13 protein-coding genes, 2 tRNA genes, 3 rRNA genes and 3 pseudogenes are annotated in these 19,677 nt (G+C 36.0%); 18 read left to right on the forward strand and 3 right to left on the reverse strand.

Annotation, left to right across the window (positions count from 1 at the left end):
• Positions 1–240 precede the first annotated feature (240 nt).
• The 18 genes and pseudogenes from DYE57_RS12245 (at position 241) to rrf (ending at position 16,246) form a co-directional block, all read left to right on the forward strand.
• On the forward strand, positions 241–516 hold the full coding sequence (locus DYE57_RS12245) for a PH domain-containing protein (RefSeq protein ID WP_232619677.1): 276 nt from the start codon (positions 241–243) through the stop codon (positions 514–516).
• Positions 509–2,010, forward strand: a pseudogene (locus DYE57_RS03950) (PH domain-containing protein). Before DYE57_RS12245 ends, DYE57_RS03950 begins: the two are co-directional and overlap by 8 nt.
• Positions 1,997–2,449: a PH domain-containing protein gene (locus DYE57_RS03955; protein ID WP_115312955.1), complete on the forward strand. Its 453-nt coding sequence runs from the start codon at positions 1,997–1,999 to the stop codon at positions 2,447–2,449. The pseudogene DYE57_RS03950 and the gene DYE57_RS03955 overlap by 14 nt, the downstream one beginning before the upstream one ends.
• A gap of 110 nt (positions 2,450–2,559) precedes the next feature.
• Positions 2,560–2,922, forward strand: a complete 363-nt coding sequence (acpS, locus tag DYE57_RS03960; protein ID WP_115312956.1) for a holo-ACP synthase — start codon at positions 2,560–2,562, stop codon at positions 2,920–2,922.
• 59 nt (positions 2,923–2,981) lie between these two features.
• A complete protein-coding gene (alr, locus tag DYE57_RS03965; protein ID WP_115312957.1) occupies positions 2,982–4,130 on the forward strand; it encodes an alanine racemase in 1,149 nt (382 codons plus the stop codon).
• 86 nt (positions 4,131–4,216) lie between these two features.
• Positions 4,217–4,387 (forward strand): type II toxin-antitoxin system antitoxin MazE, encoded by a 171-nt coding sequence (mazE, locus tag DYE57_RS03970; RefSeq protein WP_115312958.1) that lies wholly within the window; start codon positions 4,217–4,219, stop codon positions 4,385–4,387.
• On the forward strand, positions 4,384–4,746 hold the full coding sequence (locus DYE57_RS03975; RefSeq protein ID WP_115312959.1) for a type II toxin-antitoxin system PemK/MazF family toxin: 363 nt from the start codon (positions 4,384–4,386) through the stop codon (positions 4,744–4,746). The genes mazE and DYE57_RS03975 overlap by 4 nt, the downstream gene beginning before the upstream one ends.
• Before the next feature lie 351 nt (positions 4,747–5,097).
• A complete protein-coding gene (locus DYE57_RS03985; protein ID WP_115312960.1) occupies positions 5,098–6,099 on the forward strand; it encodes a SpoIIE family protein phosphatase in 1,002 nt (333 codons plus the stop codon).
• 101 nt (positions 6,100–6,200) lie between these two features.
• The gene (locus DYE57_RS03990; RefSeq protein ID WP_115312961.1) at positions 6,201–6,527 is read left to right on the forward strand and encodes an anti-sigma factor antagonist; all 327 of its coding nucleotides are present in this window, start codon (positions 6,201–6,203) and stop codon (positions 6,525–6,527) included.
• 1 nt (position 6,528) lies between these two features.
• Positions 6,529–7,008 carry an anti-sigma B factor RsbW gene (gene rsbW / locus DYE57_RS03995; RefSeq protein ID WP_115312962.1) on the forward strand — a complete coding sequence of 160 codons (480 nt, stop codon included), beginning with the start codon at positions 6,529–6,531 and terminating at the stop codon, positions 7,006–7,008.
• The gene (gene sigB, locus DYE57_RS04000; protein ID WP_115312963.1) at positions 6,983–7,753 is read left to right on the forward strand and encodes an RNA polymerase sigma factor SigB; all 771 of its coding nucleotides are present in this window, start codon (positions 6,983–6,985) and stop codon (positions 7,751–7,753) included. The genes rsbW and sigB overlap by 26 nt, the downstream gene beginning before the upstream one ends.
• Before the next feature lie 181 nt (positions 7,754–7,934).
• Positions 7,935–10,085, forward strand: coding sequence for a Tex family protein (locus DYE57_RS04005; RefSeq protein ID WP_115312964.1), 2,151 nt, complete (start codon positions 7,935–7,937; stop codon positions 10,083–10,085).
• Entirely contained in the window at positions 10,078–10,536 is a 459-nt protein-coding gene (locus DYE57_RS04010; protein WP_115312965.1) for a SprT family protein, read from the forward strand. The genes DYE57_RS04005 and DYE57_RS04010 overlap by 8 nt, the downstream gene beginning before the upstream one ends.
• Positions 10,537–10,919: 383 nt before the next feature.
• Positions 10,920–11,006 (forward strand) — tRNA-Leu (locus DYE57_RS04015).
• Between the two features lie 17 nt (positions 11,007–11,023).
• Positions 11,024–11,097, forward strand: a tRNA-Gly gene (locus DYE57_RS04020).
• Positions 11,098–11,211: 114 nt separating this feature from the next.
• Positions 11,212–12,762, forward strand: a 16S ribosomal RNA gene (locus DYE57_RS04025).
• A gap of 381 nt (positions 12,763–13,143) precedes the next feature.
• Positions 13,144–16,065 (forward strand): 23S ribosomal RNA (locus DYE57_RS04030).
• A gap of 66 nt (positions 16,066–16,131) precedes the next feature.
• Positions 16,132–16,246: ribosomal RNA gene (rrf, locus tag DYE57_RS04035) — 5S ribosomal RNA — on the forward strand.
• Together the 16S, 23S and 5S rRNA genes with 2 tRNA genes alongside form the textbook arrangement of a ribosomal RNA operon.
• A gap of 260 nt (positions 16,247–16,506) precedes the next feature.
• Here the strand turns inward: rrf and ilvA are convergent.
• From ilvA to leuC, 3 genes and pseudogenes are all read right to left on the reverse strand, one after another.
• Positions 16,507–17,717: pseudogene (ilvA, locus tag DYE57_RS04040) on the reverse strand (threonine ammonia-lyase IlvA).
• A 14-nt stretch (positions 17,718–17,731) separates the two neighbouring features.
• Positions 17,732–18,301 carry a 3-isopropylmalate dehydratase small subunit gene (gene leuD, locus DYE57_RS04045; RefSeq protein ID WP_115312966.1) on the reverse strand — a complete coding sequence of 190 codons (570 nt, stop codon included), beginning with the start codon at positions 18,299–18,301 and terminating at the stop codon, positions 17,732–17,734.
• Positions 18,302–19,675 (reverse strand): annotated as a pseudogene (leuC, locus tag DYE57_RS04050) (3-isopropylmalate dehydratase large subunit).
• Between the last annotated feature and the right edge of the window lie 2 nt (positions 19,676–19,677).

Below are 19,677 nucleotides of genomic sequence, written 5' to 3' on the forward strand. Positions count from 1 at the left end.
TATATGAATATTGATAGTACGTTTCATAAAAGTCCTAGAAATGCCCTAGAAATGCCCTAGAAATGCCCTAGAAATGCCCTGAAGTACTATTACATAACGAACAGTATTAGTTTTATTATATTATTAGCTATATTAAGTACACAATACTATTGTTGGTATACCTTTAAATGGTGGGATTGTATACCATATATTTTAATTGCACTCACAATAATAGCTTTTATTCATTGTTGTTTAGCACCTTTGGTTAGGTATAAGTTTCACTATTATAAACTAAAGGGGAATTTTATAATTTTAAAGCAAACTTTTTTCTTTAAGAAAGAAGAGCTTAGTAAAATTGAAAAATTACAATATGTAATAATTGGAACGAATCCTCTAGCTAAACTATTACGTCTAAAATCAGTTGAGTTCGTAACAGCAGGTCATGAAATGGCATTGCCTATGGTCTCTGAAAAAGAGGGTGAAATGCTTCAAAAATTAGCGTTAGAGCGATTGAGAGGTGTTACAGAAGATGTATAATCCACAAAAACTACACCCTGTTTCATATATTACTGGCTTAATTGATGTCATTAAATCTAATTTTATCGTTATCATTATATTTTTATTTAATATTAGAAATTTTAAGTTTGATGACCGTTCTTCTTATATTTGTCCTGGTGCTATGACAATAATATTTTTATTTTCATTTATTCATAATATTATTAAAGTGTATAACACACGTTACTGGATAGAAGATAATCATTTTATCCTCACAACAGGAGTATTTAACAAAGAGCGTAAAGAATTAAATATTAGCAGAATTCAATCTATTGATACGTCTGAAAATTTAGTGAATCAAATCGTGGGCGGAGTTGAACTTATTATTAAAACGCCGAGTGATGGTATAGAACTTGGTATAATTTCTAAGCAACAAAGTGAAGAGATGGAAAAAGAACTTAAAATGATACAACATCATTTAAATCTACATAGTGAAGATGAACCTATTAATGAGAAAGACATAGTTTCACCACAGTCTCAACATGATGTGCCTAAGCGTTCCATTTTCAAAATGACTTTTAAACAATTGCTTTTAATGGCAATGACAAGTGGTGCGATAGGAATAGCATTTGTCACACTTTCACCCATCATTGGCAGTTTCTCAAGTATGATTTCTTGGGAAAAATTTGGAAGAGAATTATCCTACATTTTCCAAACAGTTTATCTCATCGTCTTATTTATCATTGTTTTGATGTTGCCATTAAGTTATATAGTAGGAACGTTCTTAGTACTTATTAAATATTATGGTTATCAAATGACTCAACAAGGTCACCAACTAAAGATTCAATATGGACTTTTCACTAAAAAGAATGTCACAGTACCTACTGATAGATTGCAAGGTGTATTGGAACATCAATCGTATTTAAGAAGGTTATTTGGATATACATCAATCCATTTTTATATTACTAGTGATATAGATTCAACATCAAGTGAACCAAGTGATAAAAGAATGGTAGAATTGTGATTTTACCTTTTATCAAGCATACAGAGGCTTATAATGTCATTCAATTATTGGTTCCAGAAATGCAATTTATTTCTGTCCAACCAGGCATGCTATTAAAAGGGTTTCATCGTCATTTCTTGATACCTTCTATCATCTTAATGATTGCTGGTTTAATCGGGTGGTATTTCTGGTCAATCTGGTCATTTGTGATTGTGGGAGCAATTATAACATTATTAATTATTGCAGCTGTCCTTTATACTCGAGTCGGTGGCTATAGTGTTAATAATGAAGAGCTAGTTGTTCAGAAAGCTTCATTACTTAATATTAAAAGATATTATTTTAGAAACAACAAAGATTTAGGTATAAAAATAACTCAACATCCCTTACTAGAGAAAAATCATTTAGCAAATTTTAAATTTATCATTACTAAGGGTAATGATAATAAAGTAATTGGATTAAAATATAAACAAGCATCAAATGTTCAACAACTTAAAAAGTGGTACATGAGGAGTAATACTCTTGAAATATTATAGCTACATGAATAAAGATGGCCTAAAAGTATTGAGAATTGCAGCATTGTCTTGGATTGTGTTACTAATCGTTGCGTTGTTGATATGCATAATTTTAAACATGTTTAAATTACAATTTGTAGATAACTATTCAATAATCATTGCTAGTATTTTTATTATAGTTGTTTTATCAGTGCTACTTATATCGGTGGTTCCATTTTTTAGATTTAAACATTTTAGGTACTTTTTAGATGATAAAGAAGTGCACGTTAGAAAAGGTATTATTTTTATTAATACTCAAATTATTCCTTATTTTCGAATTCAAAATATTGATATTAACGAAGGATTCATTATGAGAAAATATCAATTGGCAGCCTTAACACTATCTACTGCTGGAGGTAATTCAGAAATTATATTAGTTAATAAAAAAGAGGCACATAAGTTGAAAACAATAATTAAGTAACGTAAAGATGTAGATATTGATGAAGGCTAAATCCGTTAGTCATATATAATTAAATTTCAGCAATCAAGCCGTTATATAGTAAAGATGAATAGATTGAAAAGGTGATTTAAGTGATATATGGAATTGGCATAGATATAATTGAGATAAAAAGAATTGAAAAAGTAAGGCATCAAACTAAATTGATTGAACGTGTACTTACTAAAGAAGAAAAGGCAACATATAATCATTTCACACACGATAAACGCAAATTAGAATTTTTAGCAGGTCGATTTACTGTCAAAGAAGCATTTAGTAAGGCTTTAGGAACTGGTCTAGGTCAATTCGTTTCATTTCATGACATTAACTGCTATAACGATAAGTTAGGAAAACCTTGTATTGATTATCCTGGGTTTAAAACTCATGTGAGTATCACTCACACTGAAAATTATGCGATGAGTCAAGTGGTTTTAGAAAAAGAAGATTTTTGTAAGTAAATGAGAAACGAAAGTTTTATACTTGAGTTAAAACATGTTGTTTCAAGGAGGACATTAATATGTCAGAGAAATTTTATAGATCAACGTATTTAAATGTGAATTTAGATGCAATTTTAGCTAATTATCAGATTTTTGATAAGTTACATCAAAATAAAACAGTAATTTCAGTTATTAAAGCTAATAGTTATGGTTTGGGGAGTATCAAAGTTGCACAACATTTAATGAAACATGGCGCAACATTTTTTGCGGTCGCAACACTTGATGAAGCAATAGAATTACGAATGCATGGGATTGATGCAAAAATTTTAATTCTAGGAGTTATTCCAACTGAAGATATTACTAAAGCTATTCAACATCGAGTGGCATTAACAGTATCTTCGAAAGCTTGGCTAAAAGAGGCAGTTAAAAGAATACCTGATGATAATGATAAAAAGCTATGGTTACATGTCAAATTAGACACAGGTATGGGCCGAATAGGTATGAAAGATGTAAAAGAATATGAAGAAGTAGTTGATATTATTCAAAAACGAAAGGATCTCGTATTTGAAGGTGTATTTACTCATTTTGCTAGTGCTGATGAACCAGGAGATTCGATGAATGAGCAATATCGTTTATTTAAAGAAATAGTTAATCAAGTTGATAAGCCTACATATATTCATGCTCAAAATTCTGCTGCATCACTACTTATGGATGGTCAATTTTGTAATGCTATAAGATTAGGCATTTCATTATATGGTTACTATCCATCTCAATTTGTAAGAGAGAATGTAAAAGTTCATTTGCGACCTAGTGCTCAACTTGTATCACAAACTGTGCAAGTTAAGACGCTGCAACCAGGAGAAACTGTGAGCTATGGGCGTACATATACTGCTAAAGATGAAATGAATATTGCTATATTACCTATAGGTTACGCAGATGGCTATCTTAGAGCTATGCAAGGTGCATATGTTAATGTTAATGGTAAACAATGTGAGGTAATTGGACGCATATGCATGGATCAAATGATTGTAAAGGTACCTAGTGATGTAATGACGGGTGAAAAGGTAATTCTTATGGATAATCATGTTGATTCACCTCAAGCTGTAGAAGCTTTAGCTGATAAACAAGATACTATTAGTTATGAGGTATTATGCAATTTATCACGACGTCTTCCAAGAATATATTATTATGATAATAATCAAGAAGTTACTAATGAATTATTAAAATAGTGTAGTCACTGTGCGCAAAATTTGTTATTATTAACTTGAATTAATGGTTAAATAACAACTTTTTGGAATCATTGGAGGTTCTTTTTATGTTATCTTTTAATCAAACTAGAACTAACAGTCTTGAACAATCGTTGAAAGAGGGCTATTCACAAATGGCCGATTTAAACCTCTCCCTAGCAACGGAAGCTTTTCCTATTGAATGTGAAGCTTGCGATTGTAATGAAACATATTTGACTTCTAATTCACAAAGTGAATGATTAGAAGAGGAGATGTTTATTTAGCGGATTTATCACCAGTCCAAGGGTCTGAACAAGGGGGAGTAAGACCTGTTGTTATCATTCAAAATGATACTGGTAATAAATATAGTCCAACAGTAATTGTTGCTGCAATTACAGGCAGGATTAATAAAGCGAAAATACCAACCCACGTAGAAATTGAAAAGAAAAAATACAAATTAGACAAGGACTCCGTTATATTGCTTGAACAGATTAGAACATTAGATAAGAAGCGTTTAAAAGAAAAGCTGACTTATTTATCTGAAAGCAAGATGAAAGAAGTTGATAACGCGCTAGACATTAGTCTAGGTCTACATAACTTTGATCACCAAAAATCATAGTGTTTTATATGTAGTAAACATAAATAAAATAATGAATTAAAAGACAATAACTTTATAATAATTATAATTCGAAATTAAATGGGGAATATTTGTTTATTTTTACATTGTAAATGTTGTGCCATTACACTTTAAGTAGGATGCATTTCAAAATAGTTATTATGTAATTGTATTTATTATAAAAGAATGTCTTGAGTTTTTTGGGCTTTAGGTATTCCATTCCTAAAGTCTTTTTTAGCTATTTACGAAGTGTAATAAGTCGTTTATTTGCTATTCATTTTAATAAATATAGAGGATTTCATGGATGTAATATTTTATATGAAGTCATGGATTGGAAGTAAGGAGGCGCCACTCGTGGAAGAATTTAAGAAAAGTTATAAAGCATTAGTTAAAGAGAGTTTAACAACTAGCAATCGAACGCAGTTAATAAAAAAATGTGAAGAATTTACTGATGAAGTTATAAAAAAAGATTTGTTACCCGAAGATATTGTTGAGATACATAAAGATTATATTAATACTTTAGACTTACAAGAAAATGACATGTTAGGAACTTTGGATGTACTTCAAGAAGTTGTCAAAGGTTTCGGTTATAGTTATAGAGATTATCAAAGATTAGTGAATAAGCTTCAAGTCCACGATAAAGAAATTGATTTAGCTTCTCGCCTTCAACAAACGATGCTTAAAACAGATATTCCTCAATTCGACAGTATTCAAATAGGCGTTATATCAGTAGCGGCTCAAAAAGTAAGTGGGGATTACTTTAACCTTATTGATCATAAAGATGGGACTATGAGCTTTGCGGTGGCAGATGTTATTGGAAAAGGTATACCTGCAGCATTAGCCATGAGTATGATTAAGTTTGGCATGGACTCATATGGTCATTCTCAGCTACCTAGTGATGGATTGAAAAGACTGAACCGTGTTGTTGAAAAAAATGTTAATCAAAATATGTTTGTCACGATGTTCTATGGTTTATACGAAGAAATGAATCATCTTCTGTATTGTAGTTCTGCAGGACATGAACCTGGATACGTTTATCGCGCAGAAACAGAAGAATTTGAAGAAATAGATGTCCGTGGTAGAGTTCTTGGTGTGAGTCAAAAAACACGTTATAATCAACAAGAAATTCCTATTTATCTTGAAGATTTAGTTATAATTTTTACAGATGGGGTTACGGAAGCACGTGATAAAAAAGGTAATTTTATTGACAAAAATAGATTGTTAAACTTAATTAGAAAATATAAACATATGCATCCTCAAGATATTGTTCAAATTATTTATGAAGCAATTTTAAAAATACAAAATCCAGCTAGAAAAGATGACATGACTATTTTAATCATCAAAAGAGTCAATTAATTTTAAAACTTAAGATTAAAGTTAATTAATATAGGGTATAGTTAATCCTGAGCGTGTATGTAGAAATTAACCAGATTTGACAAAGATTAGGAGTGTATGAAATGAATCTTGATATAGAAACAATCACTCATGATGATTTTTATGAGATAAAAGTTGGTGGAGAATTAGATGTATATACAGTACCTGAGTTAGAAGAAGTATTGATGCCAATGAGACAAGAGGGTACGCATGATATTCATGTTAATTTAGCAAATGTAAGTTACATGGATTCAACAGGTTTAGGCTTATTTGTAGGTACTTTAAAGGCTTTAAATCAAAATGGCAAAAATTTGCACATCTTAGGTGTTTCAGATCGCATTAGTAGACTATTCGATATTACCGGTTTGAAAGATTTAATGCATGTTAACGAAGGAACGGAGGTTGAATAACATGCAATCAAGACAGGATTACATAGAAATGCGGTTACCAGCTTCTGCAGAATATGTGAGTTTAATTCGTTTAACTCTTTCCGGAGTGTTTTCCAGAGCTGGTGCTTCTTATGATGATATCGAAGATGCCAAAATTGCAGTAAGTGAAGCAGTAACTAATGCTGTCAAACATGCTTACAAACAAAATGTCGAAACCGGTATGATTAATTTATGTTTTGAAATCTTTGACGATAAAATTAAAATAGTTATTTCAGATCAAGGTGAAAGCTTTGATTATGAATCAACAAAATCCAAATTAGGCCCTTATAATGATAATGAAAATATCGATTTTCTGCGGGAAGGAGGACTAGGGTTATTCTTAATTGAGTCATTAATGGACGAAGTCACTGTTTACAAAGAATCTGGTGTTACAATCAGTATGATTAAGTATATAAAAAAAGAGCAGGTGCGAAATAATGGCGAAAGAGTCGAAATCAGCTAATGAAGTATCACCTGAACAAATCAACCAATGGATTAAACAGCACCAAGAAAATGAAAATAGTCAAGCTCAAGATAAGTTAGTCAAGCATTATCGTAAACTTATAGAATCTTTAGCTTATAAATATTCTAAAGGACAATCACATCATGAAGATTTAGTCCAAGTTGGTATGATTGGTTTAATAGGTGCCATCAATAGATTTGATTTGTCATTCGATCGAAAATTTGAAGCATTTTTAGTGCCAACCGTTATTGGTGAAATTAAAAGGTATTTAAGAGATAAAACGTGGAGTGTACATGTGCCAAGGCGTATTAAAGAAATTGGCCCAAGAATTAAGAAAGTAAGTGATGAACTTACTAATGAGCTTGAACGCTCACCTTCTATCAGTGAAATTGCACAACGTTTAGAAGTGACGGATGAAGAGGTTTTAGAAGCGATGGAAATGGGTCAAAGTTATAATGCGCTTAGTGTTGACCATTCAATTGAAGCAGACAAAGATGGTTCAACTGTTACTTTATTAGATGTTATGGGTCAACAGGATGATAATTATGATCTTACAGAAAAACGTATGATTTTAGAACGCATATTACCTATTTTATCTGATAGAGAAAGACAAATTATACAGTGTACGTTTATTGAAGGTCTAAGCCAGAAGGAAACTGGAGAAAGAATAGGTCTAAGCCAAATGCATGTCTCACGTTTGCAACGTACAGCGATTAAGAAATTGCAGGAAGCTGCGAAACAGTAATTTAATTACAGGAGTTCATTTTGTAAGATGGACTTCTGTTTTTTTGTTTTTATAAGATTTAACTAATCCTATTTAAATAAGTTTATAGTTTTATATATCATGCTGTTTCAAATCGATTTAGACTATTTACCTATGTTAGAATAAAAAAGTAATTTTAAAGAAAAGCGTGGTAGAAAAACAAATGGACAATACTTTAATTCAAACAATTGTAGATAAGTATCAATTTTCAGAAAAACAAATTAAATCAGTGCTTGAATTACTAGAAAATAATAACACTGTCCCGTTTATAGCAAGATATCGTAAGGAAGCTACGGGTGGAATAGACGAAGTTGAAATAAAACAAATTGATGATGAATACCGTTATATGGAAAATCTTCAAAAGCGTAAAGAAGAGATTATTCACAGTATTAAACAACAAGGTTTATTAACGGATGAACTAAAAATGGATATTTTTAAGCAAACGAAGCTTCAAAGAGTGGAAGATATGTATCGGCCGTTCAAACAAAAAAAGAAAACGCGTGCAACAAAGGCTAAAAGAAAAGGTTTAGAATCATTAGCACAATGGTTTCTTCAGCCTAAACTTAATATGAGGGTTGAAGAAAAGGCTAAAACTTTTTTAAATGAAGAAGTAACAACAATTAATGATGCTATTAAAGGAGCAGAGGATATTATAGCTGAACAAATATCAGATAATCCTAAATACCGATCTAGAATATTAAAAGATATGTATTGTCAAGGACAGATTGTATCATCAAAAAAGAAAAAAGCTGAAGATGAGAAAAAAATATATTCAATGTATTATGATTACAGTGAGCCTATTAGATGTGTAGCTAATCATAGAATATTAGCCATGAATCGTGGTGAAAAGGAAAAAGTATTATCTGTTAAAATTGAGTTTGATACCACACGTGTACAGCAAGATATTGAAAAATATGAAATAAAAACAAAAAACGAAGCTTCAGAGTATATTAAAGAAGCTATTACTGATAGTCTTAAAAGATTGATTATGCCTTCGATTGAAAGGGAAATTCGTGGTGATTTAACTGATAAAGCTGAAACACATGCAATTGAGGTATTTAGTGAAAATCTTAGAAACATACTATTACAACCTCCAATGAAAGGTAAACAAATATTAGGAGTCGATCCTGCATTTAGAACAGGATGTAAACTTGCAGTCATTAATCCGTTTGGTACGTTTATAGCAAAAAGTGTTATCTATCCTCATCCCCCTAAAGCTAAAACTATAGAAGCTGAAAAAGAACTAGTCAATTTAATTCGTGATTATAATATTCAACTTTTAGCAATAGGAAACGGAACAGCTAGTAGAGAAACAGAACAATTTGTAGCTACCGTTATAAAGAAATATAGTTTAGATGTACAATTTATTATTGTCAATGAGGCTGGGGCATCTGTATATTCAGCATCAGAGATTGCAAGAGATGAGTTTCCTGAATTTCAAGTTGAAGAGCGTAGTGCAGTATCAATAGGAAGAAGAGTACAAGATCCATTAAGTGAGTTAGTAAAAATTGATCCTAAATCTATAGGAGTTGGTCAGTACCAACACGATGTTAATCAAAAAGATTTAAGTAATGCGTTAACTTTTGTTGTTGAAACGGCTGTTAACCAAGTGGGCGTGGATGTGAATACTGCCTCAAAATCATTATTACAATATGTATCTGGACTTTCTTCTACGATTGCGCAAAATATTATAAATTATAGAGAAGACAATGGCCCTATTAAACATAATAAAGAAATTAGTAAAATTAAAAGATTAGGTTCTAAAACGTTTGAACAAAGTATAGGATTTTTGCGTATTGTAGATGGTACTGAGCCTTTAGATAATACAGCTATTCATCCAGAAAGTTATAATGTGACATACGATATACTTAATCAATTAGGATTAAGCGACAAAGATATCGGTACTCCCAAACTTAAAGACATTTTAAATAAAGTGAATATAGATTCACTAGCATCACAAGTGGGAATAGGAGAGCCGACCTTAAAGGATATTATCCAATCATTGATTGCATCTAATAGAGACCCAAGGGATGAATTTGAAACACCGATATTGAAATCTGATGTTTTATCTATTGAAGATTTAAATAAAGGTATGAAATTAAGTGGTACAGTAAGAAATGTGGTTGACTTTGGAGCCTTTATAGATATAGGTGTTAAACAAGATGGTCTTGTACATGTGTCTCAACTTTCCAAGAAATTTGTTAAAAATCCAATGAATATTGTTAGTGTGGGGGATATAGTAGACGTTTGGATTTTAGATATTGATGAAGATAAAGGCAAAATTTCATTAACGATGATTGATCCAAATGAATAATGATGAATTGCAACAATTAACTGAGATGATAGCAATGAATTTTTTTGGAAAACATTTTAAACATCAAATATATTTTAATTCTAGATTAAGATCAACAGGTGGCAGATATCTATTAGAAACTCATAACCTTGAAATTAATCCTAAGCAATTAGAAAGTTTTGGAGAACAAGCAATTACTGATATTATTAAACATGAATTATGTCATTATTTTCTTCATCTTGAAGGTAAAGGCTATCAACATCGAAATAAAGATTTTAAAGTATTAAGTGCTAAAGTGGGGGCACCTCGATTTTGTAAGTCTACTGAAACATACCAATGTAGAGCAAATTATAAATATATATGCGCGAAGTGTAAGCAATGCTATTTAAGAATTAGAAGAGTAAATATCAAAATAATGAGATGTGGACATTGTGGTGGTAGGTTAAAACTTTTAGTAACTTATAATCACTAAAAAAATTGATAATTGAAGATTTAAAGGTTATTATGAATACATTATTTCTTTATAATAACCTTTTTAGATATTACTTGTTGATACTTGATGAACATAAGACGATATCCTTCTTCCTAGTGAAAATGGCTATTTAATAGAGAAGGTTTTTGTTTAAGTAAGAGAAAAAACAACGATTTAAGTTTTTATCTTCAAAGTTATTGACAATCATCTTCTTGTAATATATTATAGTTACCGTTGTTTTAACAAAGTAGAATATACAAATATTAAGTACAAGTTAATTTTGTTAATTTTAGATTGAATTATTGTTGACAAAACGTTACTGACGATTTACAATAATTAATGTTCTCGAAAATTAATTTGAATTTTAATTATGCGTTTTTCCAGCGGTCGTGGCGGAATGGTAGACGCGCTAGGATGAGGGTCTAGTGGGAGGTAATCCCGTGGAGGTTCAAGTCCTCTCGGCCGCACCAAATCATAAAAAATATATGCGGGTGTAGTTTAATGGCAAAACCTCAGCCTTCCAAGCTGATGTTGTGGGTTCGATTCCCATCACCCGCTCCATTTAAACAATGAACATTGAAAACTGAATGACGATATGTCAACGTTAATTCCAATAAACAGTAACGAAACGTTACAAACTATTAGTATTTATGAGCTAATCAAACATCATAATTTTTTATGGAGAGTTTGATCCTGGCTCAGGATGAACGCTGGCGGCGTGCCTAATACATGCAAGTCGAGCGAACAGACGAGGAGCTTGCTCCTCTGACGTTAGCGGCGGACGGGTGAGTAACACGTGGATAACCTACCTATAAGACTGGGATAACTTCGGGAAACCGGAGCTAATACCAGATAACATGTTGAACCGCATGGTTCAACAGTGAAAGACGGTCTTGCTGTCACTTATAGATGGATCCGCGCCGCATTAGCTAGTTGGTAAGGTAACGGCTTACCAAGGCAACGATGCGTAGCCGACCTGAGAGGGTGATCGGCCACACTGGAACTGAGACACGGTCCAGACTCCTACGGGAGGCAGCAGTAGGGAATCTTCCGCAATGGGCGAAAGCCTGACGGAGCAACGCCGCGTGAGTGATGAAGGTCTTCGGATCGTAAAACTCTGTTATTAGGGAAGAACAAATGTGTAAGTAACTATGCACGTCTTGACGGTACCTAATCAGAAAGCCACGGCTAACTACGTGCCAGCAGCCGCGGTAATACGTAGGTGGCAAGCGTTATCCGGAATTATTGGGCGTAAAGCGCGCGTAGGCGGTTTTTTAAGTCTGATGTGAAAGCCCACGGCTCAACCGTGGAGGGTCATTGGAAACTGGAAAACTTGAGTGCAGAAGAGGAAAGTGGAATTCCATGTGTAGCGGTGAAATGCGCAGAGATATGGAGGAACACCAGTGGCGAAGGCGACTTTCTGGTCTGTAACTGACGCTGATGTGCGAAAGCGTGGGGATCAAACAGGATTAGATACCCTGGTAGTCCACGCCGTAAACGATGAGTGCTAAGTGTTAGGGGGTTTCCGCCCCTTAGTGCTGCAGCTAACGCATTAAGCACTCCGCCTGGGGAGTACGACCGCAAGGTTGAAACTCAAAGGAATTGACGGGGACCCGCACAAGCGGTGGAGCATGTGGTTTAATTCGAAGCAACGCGAAGAACCTTACCAAATCTTGACATCCTCTGACCCCTCTAGAGATAGAGTTTTCCCCTTCGGGGGACAGAGTGACAGGTGGTGCATGGTTGTCGTCAGCTCGTGTCGTGAGATGTTGGGTTAAGTCCCGCAACGAGCGCAACCCTTAAGCTTAGTTGCCATCATTAAGTTGGGCACTCTAAGTTGACTGCCGGTGACAAACCGGAGGAAGGTGGGGATGACGTCAAATCATCATGCCCCTTATGATTTGGGCTACACACGTGCTACAATGGACAATACAAAGGGCAGCGAAACCGCGAGGTCAAGCAAACCCCATAAAGTTGTTCTCAGTTCGGATTGTAGTCTGCAACTCGACTATATGAAGCTGGAATCGCTAGTAATCGTAGATCAGCATGCTACGGTGAATACGTTCCCGGGTCTTGTACACACCGCCCGTCACACCACGAGAGTTTGTAACACCCGAAGCCGGTGGAGTAACCTTTTGGAGCTAGCCGTCGAAGGTGGGACAAATGATTGGGGTGAAGTCGTAACAAGGTAGCCGTATCGGAAGGTGCGGCTGGATCACCTCCTTTCTAAGGATATATTCGGAATATCTTCGTAGAAGATGAGGAATAACGTGACATATTGTATTCAGTTTTGAATGTTTATTATCATTCAAGTGAAAATAATTTCAAAATTAGGCTAATGAAAACGACAACGTTACAAATGCTTGACTTGAAATTAGACATTGTACATTGAAAACTAGATAAGTAAGTAAAGATTTTACCAAGCAAAACCGAGTGAATAGAGTTTTAAATAAGCTTGAATTCATAAATAATCGCTAGTGTTCGAAAGAACACTCACAAGATTAATAACGTGTTTTTGTTTTAAACTTTAAAAGAAATCGTTTTTCAGGTAACGAATGGAAACGAAGCCATATGAAAGCGATTGACTTAAAGTTGAGCGAAAACAGAGATTAAGTTATTAAGGGCGCACGGTGGATGCCTTGGCACTAGAAGCCGATGAAGGACGTTACTAACGACGATATGCTTTGGGTAGCTGTAAGTAAGCGTTGATCCAGAGATTTCCGAATGGGGGAACCCAACATGAGTGATGTCATGTTATTGACATGTGAATTCATAGCATGTCAGAAGGCAGACCCGGAGAACTGAAACATCTTAGTACCCGGAGGAAAAGAAAGAAAAATCGATTCCCTGAGTAGCGGCGAGCGAAACGGGAAGAGCCCAAACCAACAAGCTTGCTTGTTGGGGTTGTAGGACACTCTATACGGAGTTACAAAAGAACATGTTAGACGAATCATCTGGAAAGATGAATCAAAGAAGGTAATAATCCTGTAGTCGAAAACGTATTCTCTCTTGAGTGGATCCTGAGTACGACGGAGCACGTGAAATTCCGTCGGAATCTGGGAGGACCATCTCCTAAGGCTAAATACTCTCTAGTGACCGATAGTGAACCAGTACCGTGAGGGAAAGGTGAAAAGTACCCCGAAAGGGGAGTGAAAGAGAACTTGAAACCGTGTGCTTACAAGTAGTCAGAGCCCGTTAATGGGTGATGGCGTGCCTTTTGTAGAATGAACCGGCGAGTTACGATCTGATGCAAGGTTAAGCAGCGAATGTGGAGCCGTAGCGAAAGCGAGTCTGAATAGAGCGTTGAGTATTTGGTCGTAGACCCGAAACCAGGTGATCTACCCTTGGTCAGGTTGAAGTTCAGGTAACACTGAATGGAGGACCGAACCGACTTACGTTGAAAAGTGAGCGGATGAACTGAGGGTAGCGGAGAAATTCCAATCGAACTTGGAGATAGCTGGTTCTCTCCGAAATAGCTTTAGGGCTAGCCTCAAGTGATGATTATTGGAGGTAGAGCACTGTTTGGACGAGGGGCCTCTCTCGGGTTACCGAATTCAGACAAACTCCGAATGCCAATTAATTTAACTTGGGAGTCAGAACATGGGTGATAAGGTCCGTGTTCGAAAGGGAAACAGCCCAGACCACCAGCTAAGGTCCCCAAATATATGTTAAGTGGAAAAGGATGTGGCGTTGCCCAGACAACTAGGATGTTGGCTTAGAAGCAGCCATCATTTAAAGAGTGCGTAATAGCTCACTAGTCGAGTGACACTGCGCCGAAAATGTACCGGGGCTAAACATATTACCGAAGCTGTGGATTGTCCTTCGGACAATGGTAGGAGAGCGTTCTAAGGGCGTTGAAGCATGATCGCAAGGACATGTGGAGCGTTTAGAAGTGAGAATGCCGGTGTGAGTAGCGAAAGACGGGTGAGAATCCCGTCCACCGATTGACTAAGGTTTCCAGAGGAAGGCTCGTCCGCTCTGGGTTAGTCGGGTCCTAAGCTGAGGCCGACAGGCGTAGGCGATGGATAACAGGTTGATATTCCTGTACCACTTAGTATCGTTTTAATCGATGGGGGGACGCAGTAGGATAGGCGAAGCGTGCTGTTGGAGTGCACGTCTAAGCAGTAAGGCTGAGTGTTAGGCAAATCCGGCACTCATCAGGCTAAGCTGTGATGGGGAGAGGAAATTGTTTCCTCGAGTCGTTGATTTCACACTGCCGAGAAAAGCCTCTAGATAGATAACAGGTGCCCGTACCGCAAACCGACACAGGTAGTCAAGATGAGAATTCTAAGGTGAGCGAGCGAACTCTCGTTAAGGAACTCGGCAAAATGACCCCGTAACTTCGGGAGAAGGGGTGCTCTTTAGGGTTTACGCCCAGAAGAGCCGCAGTGAATAGGCCCAAGCGACTGTTTATCAAAAACACAGGTCTCTGCTAAACCGTAAGGTGATGTATAGGGGCTGACGCCTGCCCGGTGCTGGAAGGTTAAGAGGAGTGGTTAGCTTCTGCGAAGCCACGAATCGAAGCCCCAGTAAACGGCGGCCGTAACTATAACGGTCCTAAGGTAGCGAAATTCCTTGTCGGGTAAGTTCCGACCCGCACGAAAGGCGTAACGATTTGGGCACTGTCTCAACGAGAGACTCGGTGAAATCATAGTACCTGTGAAGATGCAGGTTACCCGCGACAGGACGGAAAGACCCCGTGGAGCTTTACTGTAGCCTGATATTGAAATTCGGCACAGCTTGTACAGGATAGGTAGGAGCCATTGAAACGTGAGCGCTAGCTTATGTGGAGGCGTTGGTGGGATACTACCCTAGCTGTGTTGGCTTTCTAACCCGCACCACTTATCGTGGTGGGAGACAGTGTCAGGTGGGCAGTTTGACTGGGGCGGTCGCCTCCTAAAAGGTAACGGAGGCGCTCAAAGGTTCCCTCAGAATGGTTGGAAATCATTCACAGAGTGTAAAGGCATAAGGGAGCTTGACTGCGAGACTTACAAGTCGAGCAGGGTCGAAAGACGGACTTAGTGATCCGGTGGTTCCATATGGAAGGGCCATCGCTCAACGGATAAAAGCTACCCCGGGGATAACAGGCTTATCTCCCCCAAGAGTTCACATCGACGGGGAGGTTTGGCACCTCGATGTCGGCTCATCGCATCCTGGGGCTGTAGTCGGTCCCAAGGGTTGGGCTGTTCGCCCATTAAAGCGGTACGCGAGCTGGGTTCAGAACGTCGTGAGACAGTTCGGTCCCTATCCGTCGTGGGCGTAGGAAATTTGAGAGGAGCTGTCCTTAGTACGAGAGGACCGGGATGGACATACCTCTGGTGTACCAGTTGTCGTGCCAACGGCATAGCTGGGTAGCTATGTATGGACGGGATAAGTGCTGAAAGCATCTAAGCATGAAGCCCTCCTCAAGATGAGATTTCCCAACTTCGGTTATAAGATCCCTCGAAGATGACGAGGTTAATAGGTTCGAGGTGGAAGCGTGGTGACACGTGGAGCTGACGAATACTAATCGATCGAAGACTTAATCAAATAAAAATGTTTTGCGACACAAAACCTTACTTACTATCTAGTTTTGAATGTATAAACATTCACTTGTCTGGTGACAATGGCAAGGAGGTCACACCTGTTCCCATGCCGAACACAGAAGTTAAGCTCCTTAGCGCCGATGGTAGTCGGACTGACGTTCCGCTAGAGTAGGACGTTGCCAGGCAATATACAAATCGTATGGATGCGATGAGCTGAATCGGGACCGTAAGGTCTCTTTTTTTATGTTTAAAAATAGAGAGTATTTGATATAGAAAAAGTAAAATTCTCAACGAAGAGAAAGTGTTTGGAGCTAATGAATTAAGAAGCGAGAGCAACGAATTTAGTCGAGCTAAATGAGTTAACAAGAGACGTAAATGAAGAAAGATACGAGCGCTTGTTTCGAGCAGAGTAAGTTTTTTAGCGCCTATGATAAAAACGAACGTCTTAAATAAGTAATGAATATAACATCTTATTTTCATTTATATAAATATTTGATGGATCAAAATTATGAACATGTTCTTTTAATTGTACTAGGTCATTATGATGCTTTAGTTGAATGCTTATAATGACGGTGCCAGTATTTTGTGATGTTTTCTTTAGGTATTCAAATTTTGTAATGTCATCTTGAGGTTCTAATACTTCGTTTACAAATTCCCTTAAAGCTCCTGGCCTTTGCGGAAAGTTTAAAATGAAATAATGTTTCATTTCTTCAAAAAGGAGAGAACGTTTTTCAATTTCTTTCATACGATTGATATCATTGTTTCCACCACTAACTATACAAACTACAGTTTTATCTTGAATTTGAGTTTTATAATTCTCCAAAGCTGCAACACTTAGCGCTCCAGCAGGTTCAGCTATGATTGCTTGTTTAGAGTACGTACATGTCTAAAATAGTTGAACATACTGCTCCTTCGTCAACTTGGATATAATCATCGACTTTATCTTTAGCAATATTAAAAGTAATATCTCCAACTCTTGCAACTGAAGTACCGTCTACAAATTTGTCAATATTATCTAAAGTGACCACTTGTTTATTTATTACAGATTGATACATGCTACTTGCTCCAGTAGGTTCAACACCAATGATTTTTGTCTTAGGTGAAAATTCTTTAAAATAGGTAATCAAATTCAACATTATCTATTTTAGCTTGATTGATCATTTCTTTAGCAAGTGTCCTTTGTCCGGAAATGGTAAAAATATTATTGAAGGGATCAATAAAGTTCATTTCATGTCGTTGAGTATAATTTAAAGCTTCTGTTAAGCAATGATCAAATGTATCCCCTATTAGCACAATTTCGACATTATCCTCTCCCAAAAAATTCACTTGATTAATTTTTTGACGTGGCGTAGTAACCGGCATAAAGATAACAGCTTTTAAATTTAATTTTTTAGCGGTATATGCTACGCCTTGTGCATGATTTACCTGCACTAGCACATGTTATACCTTTGTTTTTTTCATTATCAGACAACACTGAGATAGCATTATATACACCTCTTAATTTAAAAGAACGCACCCATTGTAAGTCTTCTCTTTTAAGATAGACAGTACAATCATATTTTTGAGATAAATTAAGGGTGTTTCTTTGACTATATCTTTGAGACGTAAAAATGCCTCATCTATATCTTTTGTTGAAACTGAATATTTTACTGTCATAGTATTCCGCACCTTTAACAAGTTTTTTCGTATTTCTCTATTAAATCTTCATATTTTAATGTAATCTCTATATTATCTAATCCATTTATGAGTTTATTTTTCCAAGTTTCATCAATATTGAAGGTAAATGATTTTTCTGGAGATGAAACAGTTTGGTTAGGTAAATCAATCGTAATTTGTTCAAATTTCGCTAAATGTTCTCTTTGCTCTTTATTTAGACAAATGGGCAACATAGCATTTTTTGTACAATTAATATAAAAAATATCGCTAAAGCTTCCAGTTATGATGATATTTAAGCCAAAGTCTTTAAGCGCCCATGCAGCATGTTCACGACTTGATCCACAATCAAAATTGTCTCCAGTAATAAGTATTGAAGCACCTTGGTATTTTGGTATGTTAGGATTAAAATCTGGATTGTCGGAGCCATCTGGTAAATATCGCCATTCATCAAAAGCAAAAGGACCAAAACCAGTTTTAGATATTCTCTTAAGATGAACTTTAGGAATAATTTGATCGGTATCTATATTGTCGTTAAAAAGTGGAACTATTTTACCTGTATAAGTTTTAATGGGTTGAATTTCCATTTAAATGACCACCTTTCTTACATCTACAAATCTACCATTTATTGCTGCAGCTGCTGCCATAGCTGGAGAAACAAGATGGGGACGGGCACCTTTACCTTTGTCGACCTTTGAAATTACGATTGCTTGTTGACGCACAATGTACACCTTCAGGAACTTGATCAGGATTCATACCTAAGCACATCGAACACCCAGGTTCTCTCCATTCAAATCCTGCTTTTTTAAATATTTTATCTAGTCCTAATGCTTCAGCTTCTTTTTTAACAGTTCTTGAACCGGGTACTACTATAGCTGTAATATTAGGGTGAACTTTTTTATCTTTAACGATGTGACTTGCTTCTAATAAATCCGAGAGTCTTGCATTAGTACAAGAACCTAAGAATACATAACCAAGATTAATATCTTCAGCTCTTCGTCCAGGTTTAAGTCCCATATATCTATAAGCACGTTCATCATTTGAATCTTTAATTTCAGGGAATGGACTACTAAAATTAACACCCATTTCAGGATTTGTTCCCCATGTTACTTGAGGTTCCAAGCTCGATACATCGAATTGAATGATTTTATCAAAATGTGCATCCTCATCAGAATATAATTGTTTCCACCAATTGATTGACTTATTAAAATTCTTTGCATATGAACGGCCTTTGACATAATTATAAGTTGTTTCATCAGGGTGCATTATGCCATACTTTGCACCAGCTTCAATAGCCATATTACAAATTGTCATTCGTGCTTCCATAGAAAGATTTTTAATTGCCTCTCCAGTAAATTCAAGAGCGTACCCAGTACCAAAATCGACACCATATCGATTAATTAAATAAAGGATGATATCTTTTGCATAAACACCTTTGGGTAACTTACCGTTGATATCAATTTTTAAATTTTTAGGTTTGGTCTGCCACAAAGTTTGTGTTGCAAATACATGTTCGATTTCACTTGTACCTATACCGAATGCAATTGCTCCAAAAGCACCATGTGTTGCAGTATGAGAATCTCCACAAACAATGGTTTTACCAGATTGAGTTAATCCCGTTTCAGGACCAACCATATGGATGATCCCTTGTTCATCAGACCCCCATATCAAAAATGTGAACACCGAAATCTTTAGCATTCTGTTGTAACGTAGTAATTTGTCTGTGAGCGATCTCATCTTTAATATTAAAAATATCTATAGTTGGCACATAATGATCTAGCGTTACAAAAGTAAGATCTGGTCTCCGAAGATGATGATGTTTAAGTCTTAATCCTTCAAAAGCTTGAGGAGAGGTAACTTCATGGATAAGATGTAAATCGATGTATAATAACTGTGGTTCACCTTTATTTCCATGTAGAACAATGTTTATGCCATACTTTATTGAATAGAGTTTGTCCCATAT

This window comes from Staphylococcus saccharolyticus (assembly GCF_900458815.1).
GTDB classification, from domain to species: domain Bacteria; phylum Bacillota; class Bacilli; order Staphylococcales; family Staphylococcaceae; genus Staphylococcus; species Staphylococcus saccharolyticus.